The following is a 19,378-nucleotide window of genomic DNA, read 5'->3' on the forward strand; positions in this document are numbered from 1 at the left end:
GACACGAGACTTCCTGCATCATGAGCGAACCCGATCTGAATCTGGGCGTGGTCGGCAATGGCAGCTTCGGCGCGCTGATCGACAAACACGCGCGCGTCGTCTGGAGCTGCCTGCCGACCTTCGATGGCGATCCGACCTTCTGCGCCCTGCTCGGCCCCAACCAACAGGAAGGCGGTGACTTCGGCATCGAGCTGGAGGACATGGTCGACAGCGAACAGAGCTACCTGACCAACACCGCCATCCTTCGCACCGTGCTGCGCGACAAGCATGGCGGCGCCCTGGAAATCATCGATTTCGCGCCGCGCTGGCGCCAGAACGACCGCTTCTACCGGCCGGTCAGCCTGATCCGCCAGGTGCGTCCGTTGTCCGGCAACCCACGCATCATCGTGCGTGCGCGCCCGCTGGCCGACTGGGGTGCCCGCGTGCCCGAGGCCACCTGGGGCAGCAACCACATCCGCTGGGTACTGCCCGACCACGTGCTGCGCCTGACCACCGATGTGCCGCTGCGCTTCGTGCGCGACGGCCTGCCGTTCGTGCTCAACCATCCCGTGCATCTGGTGCTCGGCGTGGATGAATCGCTCAACCGCTCGCTCAGCGGTTACGTACAGGAATCCTTCCAGCGCACGCGCGACTACTGGCGCGAATGGGTGCGCTATCTGTCGATCCCGCTGGAATGGCAGGACGCGGTGATCCGCAGCGCGATCACGCTGAAGCTGTGCCAGTACGAGGACAGCGGCGCGATCATCGCCGCGATGACCACCTCGATCCCGGAAGCGCCCGGCAGCATCCGCAACTGGGATTACCGCTACTGCTGGCTGCGCGACGCCGCCTTCGTGGTGCGCACGCTCAACCGCCTCGGCGCGACCCGCACGATGGAGCAGTTCCTGGGCTACATCTTCAACCTGGCCACCGCCGATGGCAGCCTGCAACCGCTGTACGGCATCAGCTTCGAAGCGAAGCTTGAAGAGAGCGAAGTACCGTCACTCTCCGGCTACCGCGGCATGGGCCCCGTTCGCCGCGGCAACCTGGCCTGGGTGCAGCGCCAGCACGATGTCTATGGCAGCGTGGTGCTTGCCTCCACCCAGCTGTTCTTCGACCGCCGCCTGCAGGACCCGGGCGATGCACACACTTTCGCGCGGCTGGAACCGCTTGGCGAGCAGGCGTTCACCCTGCACGACGTGCCGGATGCCGGGCTGTGGGAATTCCGTGGCCGCACTGAAGTCCACACCTACACCAGCGCGATGTGCTGGGCCGCCTGCGACCGCCTGTGCAAGATCGCCGTGCGGCTGAAGCTGGACGACCGCGCCACTTACTGGCGCGAGCGCGCCGACATCATCCATGCGCGCATCATGCGCGAGTCGTGGAGCGAAGACCTCGGCCACTTCACCGACACCTTCGGCGGCCATCGCCTGGATGCGTCGTTGCTGCTGCTGGCCGATATCGGCTTCATCGAGGCCACCGACGCACGTTTCGTGGCCACGGTCGAAGCGATCGGCCGCGATCTCAAACATGGCAACGCGCTGTACCGCTACGTGGCGCCGGATGACTTCGGCGAGCCCGAAACCAGCTTCACCATCTGTACCTTCTGGTACATCGATGCACTCGCCGCGATCGGCCGCCTGGACGAAGCGCGCGAGATGTTCGAGACGCTGCTGGAGCGCCGCAACCATCTGGGCCTGCTCTCCGAGGATCTCGCGTTCGACAATGGCGAGGCCTGGGGCAACTTCCCGCAGACCTATTCGCACGTGGGCCTGATCACCGCCGCCATGCGCCTGTCGCGCAGCTGGCAGGAGGCGTCATGAGCCGCTTGGTCGTCGTCTCCAACCGGGTCGCCGTTCCCGGTGAATCCCGCGCCGGCGGCCTCGCGGTCGGGCTCCTGGCCGCGCTCAAGGAGCGCGGTGGCCTGTGGTTCGGCTGGAGCGGCAAGTCGGTGCGCGACAACAGTGGCGCCCTGCACGAGCAGGTCGACGGGGACATCCGCTACGTCACCATGGACCTCAACAAGCGCGACGTCGATGGCTACTACAACGGCTTCGCCAACCGCACGCTGTGGCCGCTGCTGCACTTCCGGCTGGACCTGGTCGACTACGACCGCGCCACCCGCGAGACCTATCGCCGGGTCAACGCGCTGTTCGCCGAGAAGCTCGCGCCGCTGCTGCGCGAGGACGACATCGTCTGGATCCATGATTACCACCTGATCCCGCTGGCCTCGCTGCTGCGCGAGCGTGGCATCGGCTGCCGGATCGGCTTCTTCCTGCACGTGCCGATGCCCTCGGCCGATCTGCTGCAGGCGATGCCGGACCATCTGCGGCTGTTCTCCAGCCTCTACGCCTACGATCTGGTCGGCTTCCAGACCCAGCGAGATGCGGACCGCTTCCAGTCCTATGTGCGCCTGTTCGGTGGCGGCCGTGTGCTGCCCGACGGCGAACTGGAAGCGCCCGGCGGCCGGCGTTTCCGCGCCGCCGCCTTCCCGATCGGCATCGATACCGAGTTCATCGCGCGCCAGGCCAAGGCCGGCGCGAACAAACCCGCGGTCAAGGACCTGCGCGGCAGCCTGCGCAATCGCCAGCTGGCGATCGGCGTGGACCGGCTCGACTATTCCAAGGGACTGCCCGAACGCTTCCAGGGATTCGAGCGCTATCTGGAACGCCACCCGGATCAGCACGGCTCACTGACCTACCTGCAGATCGCACCGGTCTCGCGCGGCGATGTCACCGAATACCGGCAACTGCGCGGCCAGCTGGAGCAGATCGCCGGGCACATCAACGGCGGACATGCCGCGCCGGACTGGACCCCGCTGCGCTACGTCAACCAGAACTTCACCCATGCCACCCTGACCGGCTTCTACCGGGCGGCCGCGGTCGGCCTGGTGACGCCGCTGCGCGATGGCATGAACCTCGTCGCCAAGGAGTACGTGGCCTCGCAGGACCCGGAGAACCCCGGCGTGCTGGTGCTGTCCCTGCTGGCCGGTGCCGCCGATGAACTGAAGCAGGCGCTGCTGGTCAATCCGCATGACCTGGATGGTGTCGCGGATGCGATCGCCACTGCGGCGACGATGCCGTTGAAGAAGCGCGTGGAGCGCTGGCAGGCGATGATGGACCACCTGCGCACGTACGACATCAATCATTGGCGGCAGACGTATCTGCAGGCGCTGGAAAGGTGATGCCGGCCAGCGGCCGGCACTACGGGTGATGGCGCGGACGTCTAGGTAGTGCCGGCCGCTGGCCGGCAACCCGTCCACCCGTCAGTCCAGGAACCGCACCGCCTGCTCTGGTGTCGGCAGGAAACACGTGTCATGCCGGCCGAACCACCGATACCGGTTGCGCGCCAGCGCCCTATACGCGTGGTCTCGCAAACCGCGGGGCACCCAGCGCAGCACACCCAGCAGACGCCATGCGCCACCCAGCCCCGTCAGCACGCGGATGATCGCATCGGTGTCCGTCCACGCACGGCCTGCGTCGAGCAGCAGGAACGAGGTCGGGTCCTCCGGATCCAGCCCGTGTGCCTGCAGCAGAGCCCGTCCCTGCGCCCCCTGCATCGCTGCGAAGCGGTAGCGGCCCCGCGTGTCGAAGCGCAGCAGGAACCTCACCCAGCGGCTGCACAGGGCGCACACGCCGTCGAAGACGATGACCGCTTCAGCTGCCGATCGACCTACCGTCTGTCCCGCAGTCAGGGCGCGATCCACGCCAGGGTCGCCATGCGCCCGGTGCGGCGGTCGCGCCGATGCGAATAGAACCGCTGCGGATCGGCCAGGGTGCAGTACTGCCCGCCGCTGATGCAGGCCGGGTCCAGCCCGGCCGACTGCAGCCGCCGACGTGCCAACGCATACAGATCGACCTTCCAGTGCCCCGGCCGGGTCGCCACGAAGGCCGTCGCAGCCCCCTCGTCGCGCTCGACGAAGGCCTCGAACACGTCCTCGCCGATCTCATACAGGGCCGGACCGGCCGCAGGCCCCAGCCAGGCCTGCAGCTGCGCAGCCGGGGTCTGCATGGCGGCCACGGTGGCCTCCAGCATGCCGTCGGCCAGCCCACGCCACCCGGCATGGGCGGCGCCGATCTCACCGCCATCGCGCGCGGCGAAGACCACCGGCAGACAGTCGGCGGTGAGGATTGCCAGCACCACGCCCGGGACCGAGGTCACGGCGGCATCGGCGGTCGGTTCCGCCTCCCCGCCGACGGCCGTCGGCGGGGCGGTGAAGCGACGCACACCGGTGCCATGCACCTGGCGCAGCCAGTGCGGCGCCGAGGGCAGGCCCAGCCCGGGCACGAGCAGGTCGCGGTTGCGCTGCACCTGTGCCGGGTCGTCGCCGTCGGCGGCGTACCGGTTGCCCATGTTGAACTGGTCGAACGGCGCCACCGAACCGCCTGCGCCGAAGCGCAGGGTGGTCAGCGCATGGACCCCGATCGGGGCCTGCCAGTCGGCTGGCAACCCGGGCACGGGGGCGTCCATCAGCGGCGGTTGCGTTCCTGCTCGGCGAAGCGCTTGCTGTCTTCGCGCAGGGCGTGCAGCAGGGCCTGCATGTCGGCCGGCGGCGGCGCGCTGTTGGTGATCTTTTCCCCGGTGATCGGGTGCACGAACTCCAGCGTTTCAGCGTGCAGCGCCTGGCGCTTGAAGCCGCGCAGTTCGGCCACCAGCTCGTCGCTGGCACCCTTCGGCAGCTTCAGCGCGCCGCCATACAGCTGATCGCCGATGATCGGGTGGCGCAGGTGCGCCATGTGCACGCGGATCTGGTGGGTACGGCCGGTTTCCAGGCGGCACTCCAGCGCCGTGTGCGCACGGAAGCGTTCGCGCAGGCGGTAATGGGTGATCGCTTCCTTGCCGTCTTCGCGCACGGCCATGCGGATGCGATCGCGCGGGTGACGATCGATGCCGGCGGTGGCGGTGCCGCCGGAGACCAGCGCGCCGACCACCACGGCCAGGTACTGGCGATGCACTTCACGCGCGGAGAGCTGCTCGACCAGCGCGGTCTGCGCCTGGATGGTGCGGGCGATGACCATCACGCCGCTGGTGTCCTTGTCCAGGCGGTGCACGATGCCTGCGCGCGGCAGCACCGACAGCGAAGGGTCGCGGAACAGCAGCGCATTGACCAGCGTGCCGGTCGGGTTGCCCGCGCCGGGGTGGACCACCAGGCCGACCGGCTTGTTGATCACGAACACATGCTCGTCCTCGTACAGGACCTCCAGCGGGATGTCCTCCGGCTCGGCATGGGTCTGGGTGTCGAGCACGACATGCAGGCTGGCCACCTCGCCACCGCGCACCGGGTCGCGGCCGCGCACGGTGTCGCCGTCCAGGAGGACGTCCCCGGACTTGATCCACTCGGTCAGCTTGGACCGGGAAAACTCGGGGAACAGCTCGGCCAGGACGGCGTCGAAGCGCCGGCCTGCGGCGGTATCGGGCACGATGGCCTGGCGGGGGGAATCGGAATCAGCAGGGGTATCGGACATGGGGGCACACCGCAATAGGGACAATTTTGGGGTCCGGGCGACCAGTTTCAGTCGCGGGACAGGCCACTAGGCTATCATCGACCCTTCGTATTCCAGCCGCGTCCCGCCCTGACCCCATGATCCGACGCTCCGTTATGCTGTCCGCGCCCGTCCGCCTCGCCGCCCTGATGCTGGTGCTGCTCTTCGTCGCCACCGGCTGCCACCGCGGTACCAAGGGCAAGAATCCGGATGAAGGCCTGCCGGTTGAGCAGCTCTATGAAAAGAGCCACAAGCTCATGGAAGGGGGGAACTGGAGCGGTGCCGAAGCCAGCTTCCGCCGCCTGGTAGCCCAATACCCGTATGGCCCGTATACCGAACAGGCCATGATCGAAAGCGCCTACGCGCAGTACAAGGCCGGCAAGCACGATGACGCGGTGTCCAGCGTGGACCGCTTCATCCGTACCTACCCGACCCACCGCAACATCGCCTACATGTACTACCTGCGTGGCCTGGCCAATGGCAACCGCGACACGGTCTTCCTGCGCCGCGTCTGGTCGCTGGACCCGAGCCGCCGCGACCTGTCCAGCCCGCGCCAGGCCTATGCCGATTTCACCATCGTCACCGAGCGCTACCCGAACAGCCGCTACGCCGCCGACGCGCGCCAGCGGATGATCGCCCTGCGCGACGTGTTCGCCCAGTACGAGCTGGACAACGCCCTGTACTACCTGCGCCGCGAGGCCTACGTCTCGGCCGCCGGCCGCGCCAACTTCCTGCTGGAAAACTACCCGCAGAGCGCGTTCCAGTACGACGCCGTGGCCGCCCTGGGCGAGGCCTACACCCACCTGGGCAACAAGACCCTGGCCGACGATGCCCGCCGCGTGCTCGAGCTGAACCAGCCCGACCACCCGTGGCTGCAGGGCAAGTGGCCGAAGTACCCGTGGATGGTCCGCAAGCTGAACCCGTTTGCCGGCGAGAAGTCCGCCAGTACCGGTGAACGCAACGCCACGATGAACCGCAAATAATGAAAAAGGCCCCGAAAGGGGCCTTTTTTATTACGGTAGCGCCCGACCGTTGGTCGGGCGAATGTCTTGGCGGAGGCACCGCGCCGACCAACGGTCGGCGCCTACCGGGTGGCTTCTCAGCCTTTGTACCCATTGCTGATCGGGTACCGGCGCTCACGCCCGAACGCCCGGCGCGACACCTTCGGCCCCGGGGCGGCCTGGTGGCGCTTCCACTCGCTGGTGCGCACCAGGCGCAGCACACGGTCCACCACCTCGGCGGCATACCCGGCGGCCACGATCTCCTCGCGCGACTGCTCCTGGTCCACGTAGCGGTACAGGATGCCGTCCAGCACGTCGTAGGCCGGCAGCGAGTCCTGGTCGGTCTGGTTGGCGCGCAGCTCGGCAGAGGGCGGGCGGGAAATCACCGCCGGCGGGATCACCGGGGCGCCGCCCACGGTATTGCGCCACTTGGAGAGCCCGAACACCTCCGTCTTGTACAGGTCCTTGAGCGGGGCATAGCCGCCGCACATGTCGCCGTAGATGGTCGCGTAACCCACCGCGTACTCGCTTTTATTGCCCGTGGTCAGCAGCAGCCCGCCGAACTTGTTGGACAGCGCCATCAGGATCACGCCGCGGCTGCGCGACTGCAGGTTCTCCTCGGTCACATCGGCTGCCTGCCCCTCGAACATGGGGCCGAGCGCGGCCATCAGGCCTTCGAACACCGGCTCGATCGAGACCGCTTCCAGTTTCACCCCCAGCGCGCGGCACTGCTCGGCGGCCAGGTCGTTGGACATGTCCGCCGTGTAGCGCGACGGCAGCCGCACCGCGGTGACGTTGGGCGCGCCCAGCGCATCCACCGCCATCGCCAGCACCAGGGCCGAATCGATGCCGCCGGACAGCCCCAGCCAGACCTTCTTGAAGCCGTTCTTGCGGCAGTAGTCCTGGATCCCGCGGGTCACCGCCCGCCAGGCCAGCGCGTCCATGCTCTCGTCGCCGTCGTCCATCCACTCCCGCGGCAGGAAGCGGCGGGCATCGGCGTCGTAATCCACCACCAGCCACTGGTCGGTGAAGGCCGCGGCCGCCGGATGCACCGTGCCATCGCCATCGGCCACGACCGAGGCGCCATCGAACACCAGCGCGTCCTGGCCGCCCACCACGTTCAGATAGGCAATCGCCGCACCGCTCTCGCGGGTACGCTCGGCCAGCAGCGCATCGCGCTGGGCGTGCTTGCCACGCTCGTACGGGGAGGCATTGGGCACCACCACCAACTGCGCGCCGGCACGGACGGTATCGGCCAGCGGTTCGGCGAACCAGAGGTCCTCGCAGACCAGCACGCCCACCGGCACGCCCTTCAGCTCGAACACGCAGCTGCCGCCGTCCGGATCGACATCGAAGTAACGGCGCTCATCGAACACCGCGTAATTGGGCAGCTCGCGCTTGCGGTAGGTGTGTTCGACCTTGCCATCGCGCAGCACGCTGGCCGCGTTGTAGACCACCGCACCGGCCGCCTGTGGCCAGCCGACCACGGCCGCGATGCCGGTGGTGGCCGCCGCGATGCGCTCCAGCGCCTGCTGGCAGTCGTACAGGAAGCCCGGGCGCAGCAGCAGATCCTCCGGCGGGTAGCCGCTGATCGCCAGCTCCGGGAAGACCACCAGCTCGGCACCGTACTCGTCGCGCGCCTCGGCGATCATCGCGATGATGGTGTCGGTGTTCTGCGCCACTGCGCCAACCGGAAAATCGAACTGCGCCAGGGCAATGCGGAGCGACGTCATGGGGGTCCAACCTGTGGTTGCAATACGCTCATTGTAGTGCCGGCCGCTGGCCGGCAACCACGCATTCGGCGGCAGCACGATGAGGCGCCGGCCAGCGGCCGGCACTACGTGGCGCGTACCGACCAACGATCGGTACCTACCGGCCCGGGTAGTGCCTGAAACGCAGAAAGGCCGCCCGGAGGCGGCCTTTCCAAGCCGACCAACGGTCGGCTTCTACAGACACGTCAGCCGCTGCGCGGCTGGCGGTCTTATTTCACCAGCTTGGCGATGGCAGCGCCCAGGTCGCCCGGCGAGCGGACGGTGACGACACCGGCAGCTTCCATGGCGGCGAACTTGCCTTCCGCGGTGCCCTTGCCGCCCGATGCGATCGCACCGGCGTGGCCCATGCGCTTGCCGGCCGGAGCCGAGGCGCCCGCGATGAAGCCGACGACCGGCTTCTTCACGTGGTTCTTGATGTACTCGGCACCGGCTTCTTCAGCGTCGCCACCGATTTCGCCGACCATGATGATGCCTTCGGTCTGCGGATCTTCGTTGAACAGCTTCAGGCAGTCGACGAAGTTCAGGCCGTTGATCGGGTCACCACCGATGCCGATGCAGGTGGACTGGCCCAGGCCGACTTCGGTGGTCTGCTTGACCGCTTCATAGGTCAGGGTGCCCGAACGCGACACGATGCCGATCTTGCCCGGCTTGTGGATGTGGCCCGGCATGATGCCGATCTTGCACTCACCCGGGGTGATGACGCCCGGGCAGTTCGGCCCGATCAGCACGGTGTCCGGATGCGAGCGGGTCAGCACGTTCTTGACGCGCAGCATGTCCAGCACCGGAATGCCTTCGGTGATGCACACGATGACCTGGATGCCGGCAGCGGCCGCTTCCAGGATCGCATCAGCCGCGTACGGCGGCGGCACGTAGATGACCGAAGCGTTGGCGCCGGTGCTCTGCACGGCGTCGGCAACAGTGTTGAAGACCGGCAGGTCGATGTGGGTGGTGCCGCCCTTGCCGGGGGTCACGCCGCCAACAACCTGGGTGCCGTACTCGATCATCTGAGTAGCGTGGAAGGTGCCCTGCTGGCCGGTGAAGCCCTGCACGATCACCTTGGTGTTCTTGTTAATAAGTACAGACATTGGATTTCCTTCGGTGTCGGATCAGGCAGCGTTCTTGACAGCTTCGACGACCTTCTTGGCACCGTCGTTGATGTTGTCGGCCGGGATGATGGCCATGCCGCTGTCACGCAGCAGCTGCTTGCCTTCTTCCACGTTGGTGCCTTCCAGGCGCACCACGACCGGAACCTTGACGCCCACTTCCTTGACCGCGGCGATGATGCCTTCGGCAATCATGTCGCAGCGGACGATGCCGCCGAAGATGTTGACGAAGATGCCTTCGACCTTGTCCGAGGACAGGATCAGCTTGAACGCTTCGATGACGCGCTGCTTGTTCGCACCGCCGCCCACGTCCAGGAAGTTCGCCGGCTCGCCGCCGTTGAGCTTGATGACGTCCATGGTGGCCATGGCCAGGCCTGCGCCGTTGACCATGCAGCCGATGTTGCCGTCCATGGTGACGTAGTTGATGTCCAGCTCCGAAGCGGTCACTTCGGTTTCGTCTTCCTGGGTCTTGTCGCGCATGGCGACCAGAGCCTTCTGACGGAACGCGGCGTTGTCGTCGCTGTCGAACTTGCCGTCCAGCGCGTACAGGTTGCCGTCGTCCAGGATGGCCAGCGGGTTGATTTCAACCAGGGCCAGGTCCTTTTCGTTGAACAGGCGGTACAGGTTCACCATGATGTTGGCGAACTGGCCGGCCTGCTTGGCGGTCAGGCCCAGCTTGAAGCCGAAATCACGGCCGTGGTAACCCTGCACGCCTTCAACGAAATCAACGTTGAGCGAGTGGATCAGCTCGGGGGTTTCCGCGGCGACCTGCTCGATCTCCACGCCGCCTTCCGAAGAGGCGATGTAGGTGATGGTCTTGGTGCCACGGTCGACCAGCACCGACAGGTACAGTTCCTTGACGATCTCGCCGGCGGTGGTCACCAGCACCAGGTTGACCGGGAGTTCGACGCCGGCGGTCTGGTAGGTGGCCATCTTGGTGCCGAGCATCTTGGCCGCAGCGGCCTTCACGTCGTCGGTGGTCTTGCAGAACTTGACGCCGCCAGCCTTGCCGCGGCCGCCAGCGTGGATCTGCGCCTTGACCATCCAGGGGCCCTGGCCCAGGGCGTTGGCAGCTTCAACCGCTTCGTCCGGGGTAGCCGCGACCTTGCCGGCCGGAACGGGAATGCCGTACTCGGCAAGCAGCTGTTTTGACTGGTATTCGTGGAAATTCATGCGTCACCGTGGGAATAGGAACGACCGCACGCATCTCCAAGGCTCCCTCACGGGGGCGCCGGTAAGGACCGCGGCGGGCCCACTATTGTGGACGACCCGGCGCGCGCGCGCAAAGAAGTCCGTCCGGAGACAGCCACGCCAGGGGGTTTCCGGCGCAATTTCAGACAGTTGCGGCAGGGGCCGGAAACCGCCTTGCGGGCACCTCGTCGCACGGCCGCGCAGCCGGCCGGCGCCCGCCCACCGTCCCGCCTTCACACGCCCGGCCCCGGACGCCCGCCCCCAAACCCGGCCGGACCCCCTACACTGCCCCCGTGCCAGAAGGGGAGTTCCGGCGTGTCACCCAGTGCTTCATTGATCGACCGCATCGAATCGATACCGCGGCGCGAACTGTATTTCTTCGCGTTGTACCGCCTGCTGATGGCCACCGTCATCGGCGCGCTGCTGTTCAGCCCGTTGACCAGCCTGGTCGGGGCCGCCGACCACCCGAAGCTGGCGACGATCGTGGCCAGCGGCTACCTGCTGGTGGCCGTGCTGGTGCTGCTGTTCGGCCGCAACGAGCGCTGGCTGCGCACCATCGTGGTGTGGAGCGTGGCCGCCGACATCATCGCCGCCACCCTGCTCGCCCATGCCCTGCCCGGGGCCAGCGCGGGCATTTCGATGTCGCTGCTGTTCAACATCGCCGCGGCCGCCACCCTGCTGCCCTTGAGCATGGGGCTGGGCCTGGCCGCTGCCGCCAGCGCCGCCACCGCCGGCGAATACCTCTGGAAACAACTCGAAGGCGGCGACCCGACCCGCACCCTGGCCGAGCTGGCGATGTTCGTCACCAGCTACCTGGCCATCGCCTTCATCAGTTACCAGGTCGGCAACCGCGCCCGCATGAACCAGCAGCTGGCCAACCAGCGCGGCGATGAAGTGGCCAACCTGTTCCAGATCAACGAGCTGATCATCCGCCGCATGCGCACCGGCGTGATCGTGGTCGATGGTGCCAACCGCATCACCCTGGCCAACGAGGCCGCCTCCACCCTGCTCGGCGATGCCGACGGCAACAGTGGCAGCGGCCGGCTGGAACTGGGCAGCGCCGCGCCCGAGCTGAGCCGCCGGCTGCTGCGCTGGCGCAACGGCTGGACCAACGAGGAAATGCCGCTGCAGCTCTCGCCGGACCAGCCCGAAGTGCAGCCGCGTTTTGCCCGCCTGCTTGCCGGCAGCGACCTCACTCTGGTGTTCCTGGACGACTCCACCGTGGTCTCGCGGCGTGCCGAGTCCTTGACGCTCTCGGCGATGGGCCGCTTCTCGGCCAGCCTCGCCCATGAGATCCGCAACCCGCTGGCGGCGATCAACTACGCCGCCCAGCTGCTGGAAGAATCCGCCGACATCCGCGACACCGACCGCCGCCTGCTGCAGATCATCAACCAGCAGTGCCAGCGCACCAACGGCATCGTCGAGAGCGTGCTCGGGCTGGCCCGGCGCGAGCGCGCCAACCCGGAGAACGTGGACCTCGCCGCGTTCGTGCGCCGCTTCGTGCTCGAGTACAAACAGGGCCTCTCGCTGGAGACCGACAGCGTGGAGCCGATCATCAGCGAGACCTCGGTGCACGCCCTGGTGGACCCGCGCCACCTGCACCAGATCCTCACCGTGCTGGTCCACAACGCGCTCAAGTACGGCCGCGTGGCTGAAGAGCCAGCGCGCGTGCGGCTGCGCGTGGCGCGCCAGGACCGCACCGCCATCATCGATGTGATGGACCGCGGCCCCGGCATTCCCGAGACCGTCGCCAGCCAGCTGTTCCGGCCGTTCTTCACCACCTCCGAGCATGGCACCGGGCTGGGCCTGTACATCGCCCGCGAACTCTGCCGGGCCAACCAGGCACGGCTGGAGTACGTCTCGGTGCCCGCCGGCGGCGCCTGCTTCCGGCTGGTGCTTGCCGGCCCGCACACGATGATGGCCGGATGAGCCGCGCACACCTGCACACCCCCGTCAAACATTTGTCGCCAACGACCGCCCTCGGCTATCTTCCTTCCTTATGAATGACACCCGCAGCGCCCTCGTCGTCGACGACGAGCGTGACATCCGCGAACTCCTCGTACTGACCCTGGGCCGCATGGGCCTGCGCATCAGCACCGCGGCCAACCTCGCCGAAGCCCGCGAGCTGCTGGCCAGCAACCCGTACGACCTGTGCATCACCGACATGCGGCTGCCCGATGGCAACGGCATCGAGCTGGTCACCGAAATCGCGCAGCACTACCCGCGCACGCCGGTGGCGATGATCACCGCGTTCGGCAGCATGGACCTGGCGGTGGAAGCATTGAAGGCCGGCGCGTTCGATTTCGTCAGCAAGCCGGTGGACATTTCGGTGCTGCGCGGCCTGGTCAAGCACGCACTGGAACTCAACAACACCGAGCGTGCCGCGCCCGCTCCGCTGGCTCCGGAACAGGCCGCGCGCCTGCTCGGCGATTCGCCGTCGATGGATCTGCTGCGCGCCACCATCGCCAAGGTCGCGCGCAGCCAGGCGCCGGTCTACATCCTCGGCGAATCCGGCGTCGGCAAGGAACTGGTCGCCCGCACCATCCACGCGCAGAGCGCGCGTGCGCCGGGCGCCTTCGTACCGGTCAACTGCGGCGCGATTCCCTCGGAGTTGATGGAGAGCGAGTTCTTCGGCCACAAGAAGGGCAGCTTCAGCGGCGCGCATGCCGACAAACCCGGCCTGTTCCAGGCCGCGCACGGCGGCACCCTGTTCCTGGATGAAGTGGCCGAGCTGCCGCTGCAGATGCAGGTCAAGCTGCTGCGCGCGATCCAGGAGAAATCGATCCGCCCGGTCGGTGCCGCCACCGAGGTGCCGGTCGATGTGCGCATCCTCTCGGCCACGCACAAGGACCTGGGCGAGCTGGTCGAAGACGGCCGCTTCCGCCACGACCTGTATTACCGCATCAACGTGATCGAACTGCGCGTGCCGCCGCTGCGCGAGCGCCGCAGCGACCTGCCCGCGCTGGCCGCCTCGATCCTGGCACGGCTGGCCCGCACCCACGGCCGCCCGACCCCGCTGCTGGCGCCCTCGGCGCTGGACGCCCTGGCCCAGTACCACTTCCCCGGCAACGTGCGCGAACTGGAGAACATTCTCGAGCGCGCCTTGGCCTTGGCCGAGGAAGACCGCATCGGCGCCAGCGACCTGCGCCTGCCGCAGCACGCGCCGCGTTTCGGCGCCGGCAATGCACCCGCCACCCAGGAAGAAGCGGTGGTCGATCTGCCGGCCGGCAATGGCGCCCTGCCCTCCTACATCGAGCAGATGGAGCGCACCGCGATCCAGAAGGCGCTGGAGGAGAACCGCTGGAACAAGACGCGTACCGCCGCGCAGCTGGGCATTACCTTCCGCGCGTTGCGGTACAAGCTGAAGAAGCTCGGCATGGAGTAGAGCCACCCCATGGGTGGCTGCCCTGCATCCACCAGCCCAGAAACAAAAAGGCCCGCTTGCGCGGGCCTTTCCGTGTCAACCAACCGCGCTGATCAGTCCTTGGTCACCCGGTTGATCTCCGCCAGACCGGTCACACCGGCCGCGGCCTTGATCAACGCCGACTGGCGCAGATCGTTGACCCCGGCCAACTGCGCTGCTTCGGCAATCTGCAGCGCATTGCCACCGGCCAGCACGATCGTGGAAATCTCATCGGTCATCGGCATGACCTGGTACAGACCGGTACGGCCCTTGTAGCCCTCGGTGCACTCATCGCAGCCGACCGGCTCGAACAGCTTGATGCCGGCGTCCAGCTGGGCCTGGGTGAAACCTTCGGCCAGCAGTGCGTTGGCCGGCAGCTCCACCGGGCGCTTGCAGTTGTTGCACAGCCGGCGGGCCAGGCGCTGGGCGATCACCAAGGTCACCGAGCTGGTGATGTTGTACGGCGCGATGCCCATGTTCATCAGGCGCGCGATGGTCTGCGGCGCATCGTTGGTATGCAGCGTGGAGAGCACCATGTGGCCGGTCTGCGCGGCCTTGATCGCGATCTCGGCCGTTTCCAGATCGCGGATTTCGCCGACCATGATGATGTCCGGATCCTGGCGCAGGAACGAGCGCAGCGCCGCGGCGAAGGTCATTCCGCGCTTGACGTTCTGCTGCACCTGGTTGACGCCGGGCAGGCGGATTTCCACCGGGTCTTCCGCGGTGGAGATGTTGCGCGTTTCATCGTTGAGGATGCCCAGCGCGGTATACAGCGACACCGTCTTGCCCGAGCCGGTCGGGCCGGTGACCAGCACCATGCCATACGGCTTGTGGATCGCATCCAGGAACAGTTTCTGCTGGGCCGGCTCATAGCCGAGCTTGTCGATGCCCAGCTTGGCCGCGCTGCCATCGAGGATACGCAGCACCACTTTCTCGCCGAACAGGGTCGGCAGCGTGCTGACGCGGAAGTCGATCTGGCGGGTCTTGGACAGGTTGAGCTTGATGCGCCCATCCTGCGGCACGCGCTTCTCGGCGATATCCAGCTGCGCCATCACCTTCAGGCGCGCGGCGATGCGCTGGTTGAGCTTGACCGGGGCCTTGGCCACGTTCTTGAGCAGACCATCGATGCGCAGGCGCACCCGATAGTCGTCTTCGTAGGGTTCGAAATGGATGTCCGAGGCGCCTTTGCGGATGGCGTCGACGAGGACTTTGTTGATGAACTTGACTACCGGGGTGTCGTCGCCCTTGGCGTCGATGCCGGAATCGGTGGCAGCGCCCTCCTCGTCGCCGGACGAAACATCCAGGTCGCCCATGTCGTCGTCGCCGCCGCCCAGCGCGGAGCCCAGGCTGTCCTGGGTGGTCTGCCACTGCTCCAGCGTACGGCGGATCTGCTCTTCGTCGACCAGGATCGGCTCGACCACCAGGTTGGTGTGGAACTTGATCTCGTCCAGCGAATGGGTGGGGTTGCTGGTGCCGACGAACAGCTTGCCGCCACGTTTCAACAGCGGCAGGACGTGGTGCTTGCGCAGCAGCTCCTCACTGACCAGCTTCATGGCGTTGTGGCTGCTGTCGAACGCGGTCACGTCCAGCAGGGGCATGCCGAACTCAAGGGAGTTGGCGGCGGCCAGTTGCGCGGCAGTGACGAGCTTCTTGTCCGCGAACCACTGCGGCAGCGGCTGGCGGGCGGCCGTGGCGTCGGCCATTGCGGCGCGGGCGGCAGACTCCTCCAGCGCGCCATCCTGGACCAGGCGGCGGGCGATGCCTGTGATGCCTACTAGGTTGGCGGTGGCGCTGGAAACGACAGAGTTCATGGCAGTGACTCAATCAGAAGTAGATAGGTTATAGGCGCTAATGCCACCTGTTACAAACGCAGATGCCCGCGATCTCTCGCGGGCATCTGCATATCTGTCTTCATTAAAACAAGCTGACAGCTATACAGCGATTACGGCTCCAGTGCGTCGCAGGCATCGCCCTCGTAGCCTGCAACGCTGGAAGTGGTGACGCTGCACGCCCAAGTGACAGTGTCCGTGCCATCGCCGAAGTCCGGAACCAGACTGATGACTGCAGTGGTGTCGTTCGACGTGCCGGTAAGAGTACCGTCAGCGCAAGCGGCCGAAGTTGCAACACCAGTGCAAACGTCAGCAGCCTCGGCGGCATGATTTTCAGCAACCTTGATCTTCTCGCCGGCAACGCTGGCAACGGCCTGCGTAATCTTGGCCTTGGCGGTGTAGTTGCGGTACTGCGGCAGCGCGATGGCAGCCAGGATCGCGATGATCGCCACAACGATCATCAGTTCGATCAGGGTAAAGCCCTTCTGGTTCTTCATGTGTACATCCCCTAGAGATAGATAATTTTTAGGGCACTGGGCCGTCGCCGGACCGGCTAGCCGGTTGAGCGGGGCGGGCGCCCTGTGCGGGTGGATCGAAGCAGGTTGCATGCCAAGTGGATCGGCAATGCTCCCCAGCATTCCCCGGCGCAATGATGGCAGCAATCTTCCGGATTGGAACCCCCCGCACAATAATTTGCGATGGACCCGGCAATGTGACCGGTTGCGTCACCTTCTGACCCACCCGGTCCGGCCAGCCCATCGCTCCTGGGCACCTCCGAAGGACTGCCCAGCGTCCCCGGAACCGGCTAACATGCCGCGAGATAGCCCGCCTGGGGATGGTGTGGCTGGGGAGCCTGAAATGTCTGTCAGCCGTAGTGCGATCAAGAAAGAGCCCGTGGTCCGCAACACCATGGAGTTGCAGCCGTTTGTCTGGGTGGGGACCGACAAGCGGGGCGTCAAGATGAAAGGCGAAACGCCCGCCAAGAACGCCAACCTGCTGCGCGCCGAGCTGCGCCGCCAGGGCATCACGCCCACGGTGGTCAAGCCAAAGCCCAAGCCCTTGTTCGGCGCGACCGGCAGCGCGATCAGCACCAAGGACATCGCCTTCTTCAGCCGGCAGATGGCGACGATGATGAAGTCCGGCGTGCCCATCGTCAGCTCGCTGGAGATCATCGGCAGCGGGCACAAGAACCCGCGCATGCGCAAGATGGTGGAGAGCATCCGCACCGACATCGAGGGCGGCTCGTCGTTGCACGAGGCGATCAGCAAGCACCCGGTGCAGTTCGACGAGCTCTACCGCAACCTGGTCCGGGCCGGCGAAGGCGCCGGTGTGCTGGAAACCGTGCTCGACACGGTGGCGAACTACAAAGAGAACATCGAGGCCCTGAAGGGCAAGATCAAGAAGGCCCTGTTCTACCCGACGATGGTCATCGCGGTGGCGCTGATCGTCAGCGCCATCCTTCTGATCTTCGTGGTGCCGCAGTTCGAAGACGTGTTCAAGAGCTTCGGGGCCGACCTGCCCGCCTTCACTCAGCTGATCGTGGGCGCATCACGGTTCATGGTGGCGTGGTGGTGGTTGATTCTGTTCATTGTCATTGGCGCGATCGTGGGCTTCTTCTTTGCCTACAGACGCTCGCCCTCGATGCAGCACGGCATGGACCGCTTCATCCTGAAGGTGCCGGTGATCGGCCAGATCATGCACAACAGCTCGATCGCTCGTTTCGCACGGACCACGGCGGTGACCTTCAAGGCCGGCGTGCCGCTGGTGGAGGCACTCGGCATCGTGGCCGGCGCCACCGGCAACAAGGTCTACGAAGAAGCCGTGCTGCGCATGCGCGACGACGTCTCGGTCGGCTACCCGGTCAACATGGCCATGAAGCAGGTCAACATCTTCCCGCACATGGTGGTGCAGATGACCGCCATCGGCGAAGAGGCCGGCGCGCTGGACACCATGCTGTTCAAGGTGGCCGAGTACTTCGAGCAGGAGGTCAACAATGCGGTCGACGCCTTGAGCAGCCTGCTCGAACCGATGATCATGGTCTTCATCGGTGTGGTCGTCGGCGGTATGGTGGTCGGCATGTACCTGCCCATCTTCAAACTCGCCTCCGTGGTTGGATAATCAATAAATGGCATTTCTCGACCAGCATCCCGGTCTCGGCTACCCCGCCGCGGTCGGACTGGGACTGCTGATCGGCAGTTTCCTCAACGTGGTGATCCTGCGCCTGCCCAAGCGGCTGGAGTGGGAGTGGAAGCGCGATGCGCGCGAGGTCCTGGAAGAACCGGACATCTACGAGCCGCCACCGCCCGGGATCGTGGTGGAGCCCTCGCACTGCCCGCACTGCAAGCACAAGCTGTCCTGGTACGAGAACATCCCGCTGTTCAGCTGGCTGGCCCTACGCGGCAAGTGCCGCCATTGCCATGCCCCGATCTCGATCCAGTACCCGCTGGTGGAGCTGCTGACCGCCGTGCTGGTGGCTGCCAGCGTCTGGCAGTTCGGCTTCGGCTGGCAGGGCTTCGGTGCAATCGTGCTGAGCTGCTTCCTGGTGGCCTTGTCCGGGATCGACCTGCGTACCCAGCTGCTGCCCGACCAGTTGACCCTGCCACTGATGTGGCTCGGCCTGATCGCGGCCAGCGACAATCTCTACATGCCGGCCAAACCGGCCCTGCTGGGCGCGCTGGCCGGCTATCTGTCGCTGTGGTCGGTGTGGTGGCTGTTCAAGCAGCTGACCGGCAAGGAAGGCATGGGCCACGGCGACTTCAAGCTGCTGGCGGCCCTGGGCGCCTGGTGCGGGCTCAAGGGCATCCTGCCGATCATCCTGCTGTCGTCGATCGTGGGCGCCATCATCGGCTCGATCTGGCTGTACTCGCGCGGCCGCGACCGGGCCACGCCGATCCCGTTCGGACCGTACCTGGCCATCGCGGGCTGGATCGTGTTCATGTGGGGCGAGCCGTTGATCAACGGCTACCTGAGCTACGCCGGCCTGCGTTGAGGGCCGCGCGATGAGCCGCTTCGTGATCGGGCTGACCGGCGGCATTGCTGCCGGCAAGAGCGAGGTCAGCCGCCGCTTCGAGGCGCTGGGCATCACCGTGGCCGATGCCGACCTGGCCGCACGCGCGGTGGTGGCCCCCGGCAGCGAAGGGCTCGCCCGGATTGCCGCCCACTTCGGCACCGACATCCTGCTGGCTGATGGCCAGTTGGACCGCGCTGCACTGCGTGCGCGCATCTTCGATTCGGCGCAGGACCGGCAGGCGCTGGAGGCGATCACCCATCCGGCGATCCGCCAGCAGCTGCGCCAGGCCTGCGAGCAGGCCGAGGGGCCGTATGCGATCGCAGCGATTCCCCTGCTCATCGAGGCGGGTGGCCGCCAGCAGTACCCCTGGCTGGACCGGATCCTGGTGGTGGACGTGCCGGTGGCCGTGCAGCACGCGCGGCTGATGCAGCGCGATGGCATCGACGCCGCCCTGGCCGACCGCATGATCGCCGCGCAGGCCAGCCGCGAGGCGCGCCTGGCCCTGGCCGACGACGTGGTGGCCAATGACGGTCAGCCGGACCACCTGCAGGCGCATGTGGAGCGGCTGGACCGGGCCTATCGGGAGTTGGCGGCGCGGTAGATCTGG

16 protein-coding genes are annotated in these 19,378 nt (G+C 66.7%); 8 read left to right on the forward strand and 8 right to left on the reverse strand.

Annotation, left to right across the window (positions count from 1 at the left end; all coding sequences use genetic code 11):
* Positions 1–20: 20 nt before the first annotated feature.
* Positions 21–1,802, forward strand: coding sequence for a glycoside hydrolase family 15 protein (locus tag AB9O74_RS01660; RefSeq protein ID WP_176988390.1), 1,782 nt, complete (start codon positions 21–23; stop codon positions 1,800–1,802).
* Positions 1,799–3,163: an alpha,alpha-trehalose-phosphate synthase (UDP-forming) gene (otsA, locus tag AB9O74_RS01665; protein ID WP_369348174.1), complete on the forward strand. Its 1,365-nt coding sequence runs from the start codon at positions 1,799–1,801 to the stop codon at positions 3,161–3,163. Before AB9O74_RS01660 ends, otsA begins: the two co-directional genes overlap by 4 nt.
* Positions 3,164–3,244: 81 nt before the next feature.
* On the opposite strand, the gene AB9O74_RS01670 is transcribed toward otsA, so the two are convergent.
* From AB9O74_RS01670 to rluD, 3 genes are read right to left on the reverse strand one after another with little or no spacing between them, the layout of a single operon-like run.
* A complete protein-coding gene (locus AB9O74_RS01670) occupies positions 3,245–3,673 on the reverse strand; it encodes a thiol-disulfide oxidoreductase DCC family protein (protein ID WP_369348245.1) in 429 nt (142 codons plus the stop codon).
* Complete coding sequence (gene pgeF / locus AB9O74_RS01675) at positions 3,670–4,449, reverse strand: peptidoglycan editing factor PgeF (RefSeq protein ID WP_369348175.1); 780 nt, start codon at positions 4,447–4,449, stop codon at positions 3,670–3,672. The genes AB9O74_RS01670 and pgeF overlap by 4 nt, the downstream gene beginning before the upstream one ends.
* Entirely contained in the window at positions 4,449–5,444 is a 996-nt protein-coding gene (rluD, locus tag AB9O74_RS01680; protein ID WP_019183947.1) for a 23S rRNA pseudouridine(1911/1915/1917) synthase RluD, read from the reverse strand. Before rluD ends, pgeF begins: the two co-directional genes overlap by 1 nt.
* Positions 5,445–5,560: 116 nt before the next feature.
* Between rluD and AB9O74_RS01685 the strand changes: the two genes are divergently transcribed.
* Complete coding sequence (locus AB9O74_RS01685; protein WP_176988387.1) at positions 5,561–6,445, forward strand: outer membrane protein assembly factor BamD; 885 nt, start codon at positions 5,561–5,563, stop codon at positions 6,443–6,445.
* A gap of 116 nt (positions 6,446–6,561) precedes the next feature.
* Here AB9O74_RS01685 and AB9O74_RS01690 read toward each other — a convergent pair whose 3' ends face one another.
* The 3 genes from AB9O74_RS01690 to sucC form a co-directional block, all read right to left on the reverse strand.
* Positions 6,562–8,196, reverse strand: a complete 1,635-nt coding sequence (locus tag AB9O74_RS01690; protein WP_369348176.1) for an NAD+ synthase — start codon at positions 8,194–8,196, stop codon at positions 6,562–6,564.
* A 248-nt stretch (positions 8,197–8,444) separates the two neighbouring features.
* The gene (sucD, locus tag AB9O74_RS01695; RefSeq protein ID WP_176988385.1) at positions 8,445–9,320 is read right to left on the reverse strand and encodes a succinate--CoA ligase subunit alpha; all 876 of its coding nucleotides are present in this window, start codon (positions 9,318–9,320) and stop codon (positions 8,445–8,447) included.
* 21 nt (positions 9,321–9,341) lie between these two features.
* The gene (sucC, locus tag AB9O74_RS01700) at positions 9,342–10,511 is read right to left on the reverse strand and encodes an ADP-forming succinate--CoA ligase subunit beta (RefSeq protein WP_176988384.1); all 1,170 of its coding nucleotides are present in this window, start codon (positions 10,509–10,511) and stop codon (positions 9,342–9,344) included.
* A 333-nt stretch (positions 10,512–10,844) separates the two neighbouring features.
* On the opposite strand from sucC, the gene AB9O74_RS01705 reads away from it, so the two are divergent.
* Both AB9O74_RS01705 and AB9O74_RS01710 read left to right on the forward strand, forming a co-directional pair.
* Entirely contained in the window at positions 10,845–12,458 is a 1,614-nt protein-coding gene (locus tag AB9O74_RS01705) for a PAS domain-containing sensor histidine kinase (protein WP_369348177.1), read from the forward strand.
* A gap of 70 nt (positions 12,459–12,528) precedes the next feature.
* Positions 12,529–13,914, forward strand: coding sequence for a sigma-54 dependent transcriptional regulator (locus AB9O74_RS01710; protein WP_176988382.1), 1,386 nt, complete (start codon positions 12,529–12,531; stop codon positions 13,912–13,914).
* 92 nt (positions 13,915–14,006) lie between these two features.
* On the opposite strand, the gene pilB is transcribed toward AB9O74_RS01710, so the two are convergent.
* Together pilB and AB9O74_RS01720 are read right to left on the reverse strand one after the other, a co-directional pair.
* Positions 14,007–15,743 (reverse strand): type IV-A pilus assembly ATPase PilB, encoded by a 1,737-nt coding sequence (pilB, locus tag AB9O74_RS01715; protein WP_369348178.1) that lies wholly within the window; start codon positions 15,741–15,743, stop codon positions 14,007–14,009.
* Positions 15,744–15,874: 131 nt separating this feature from the next.
* A complete protein-coding gene (locus tag AB9O74_RS01720) occupies positions 15,875–16,258 on the reverse strand; it encodes a prepilin-type N-terminal cleavage/methylation domain-containing protein (protein ID WP_369348179.1) in 384 nt (127 codons plus the stop codon).
* 361 nt (positions 16,259–16,619) lie between these two features.
* Between AB9O74_RS01720 and AB9O74_RS01725 the strand changes: the two genes are divergently transcribed.
* The 3 genes from AB9O74_RS01725 to coaE are packed head-to-tail and all read left to right on the forward strand — an operon-like array spanning position 16,620 to position 19,372.
* On the forward strand, positions 16,620–17,879 hold the full coding sequence (locus tag AB9O74_RS01725) for a type II secretion system F family protein (RefSeq protein ID WP_369348180.1): 1,260 nt from the start codon (positions 16,620–16,622) through the stop codon (positions 17,877–17,879).
* A gap of 7 nt (positions 17,880–17,886) precedes the next feature.
* Positions 17,887–18,750 (forward strand): A24 family peptidase, encoded by an 864-nt coding sequence (locus AB9O74_RS01730; protein ID WP_176988378.1) that lies wholly within the window; start codon positions 17,887–17,889, stop codon positions 18,748–18,750.
* A gap of 10 nt (positions 18,751–18,760) precedes the next feature.
* Positions 18,761–19,372 (forward strand): dephospho-CoA kinase, encoded by a 612-nt coding sequence (coaE, locus tag AB9O74_RS01735; RefSeq protein WP_369348181.1) that lies wholly within the window; start codon positions 18,761–18,763, stop codon positions 19,370–19,372.
* Positions 19,373–19,378: the final 6 nt, after the last annotated feature.

Origin of the sequence: Stenotrophomonas sp. JAG2 (assembly GCF_041080745.1) — a bacterium.
In the GTDB taxonomy this organism is placed as follows: domain Bacteria; phylum Pseudomonadota; class Gammaproteobacteria; order Xanthomonadales; family Xanthomonadaceae; genus Stenotrophomonas; species Stenotrophomonas maltophilia_AA.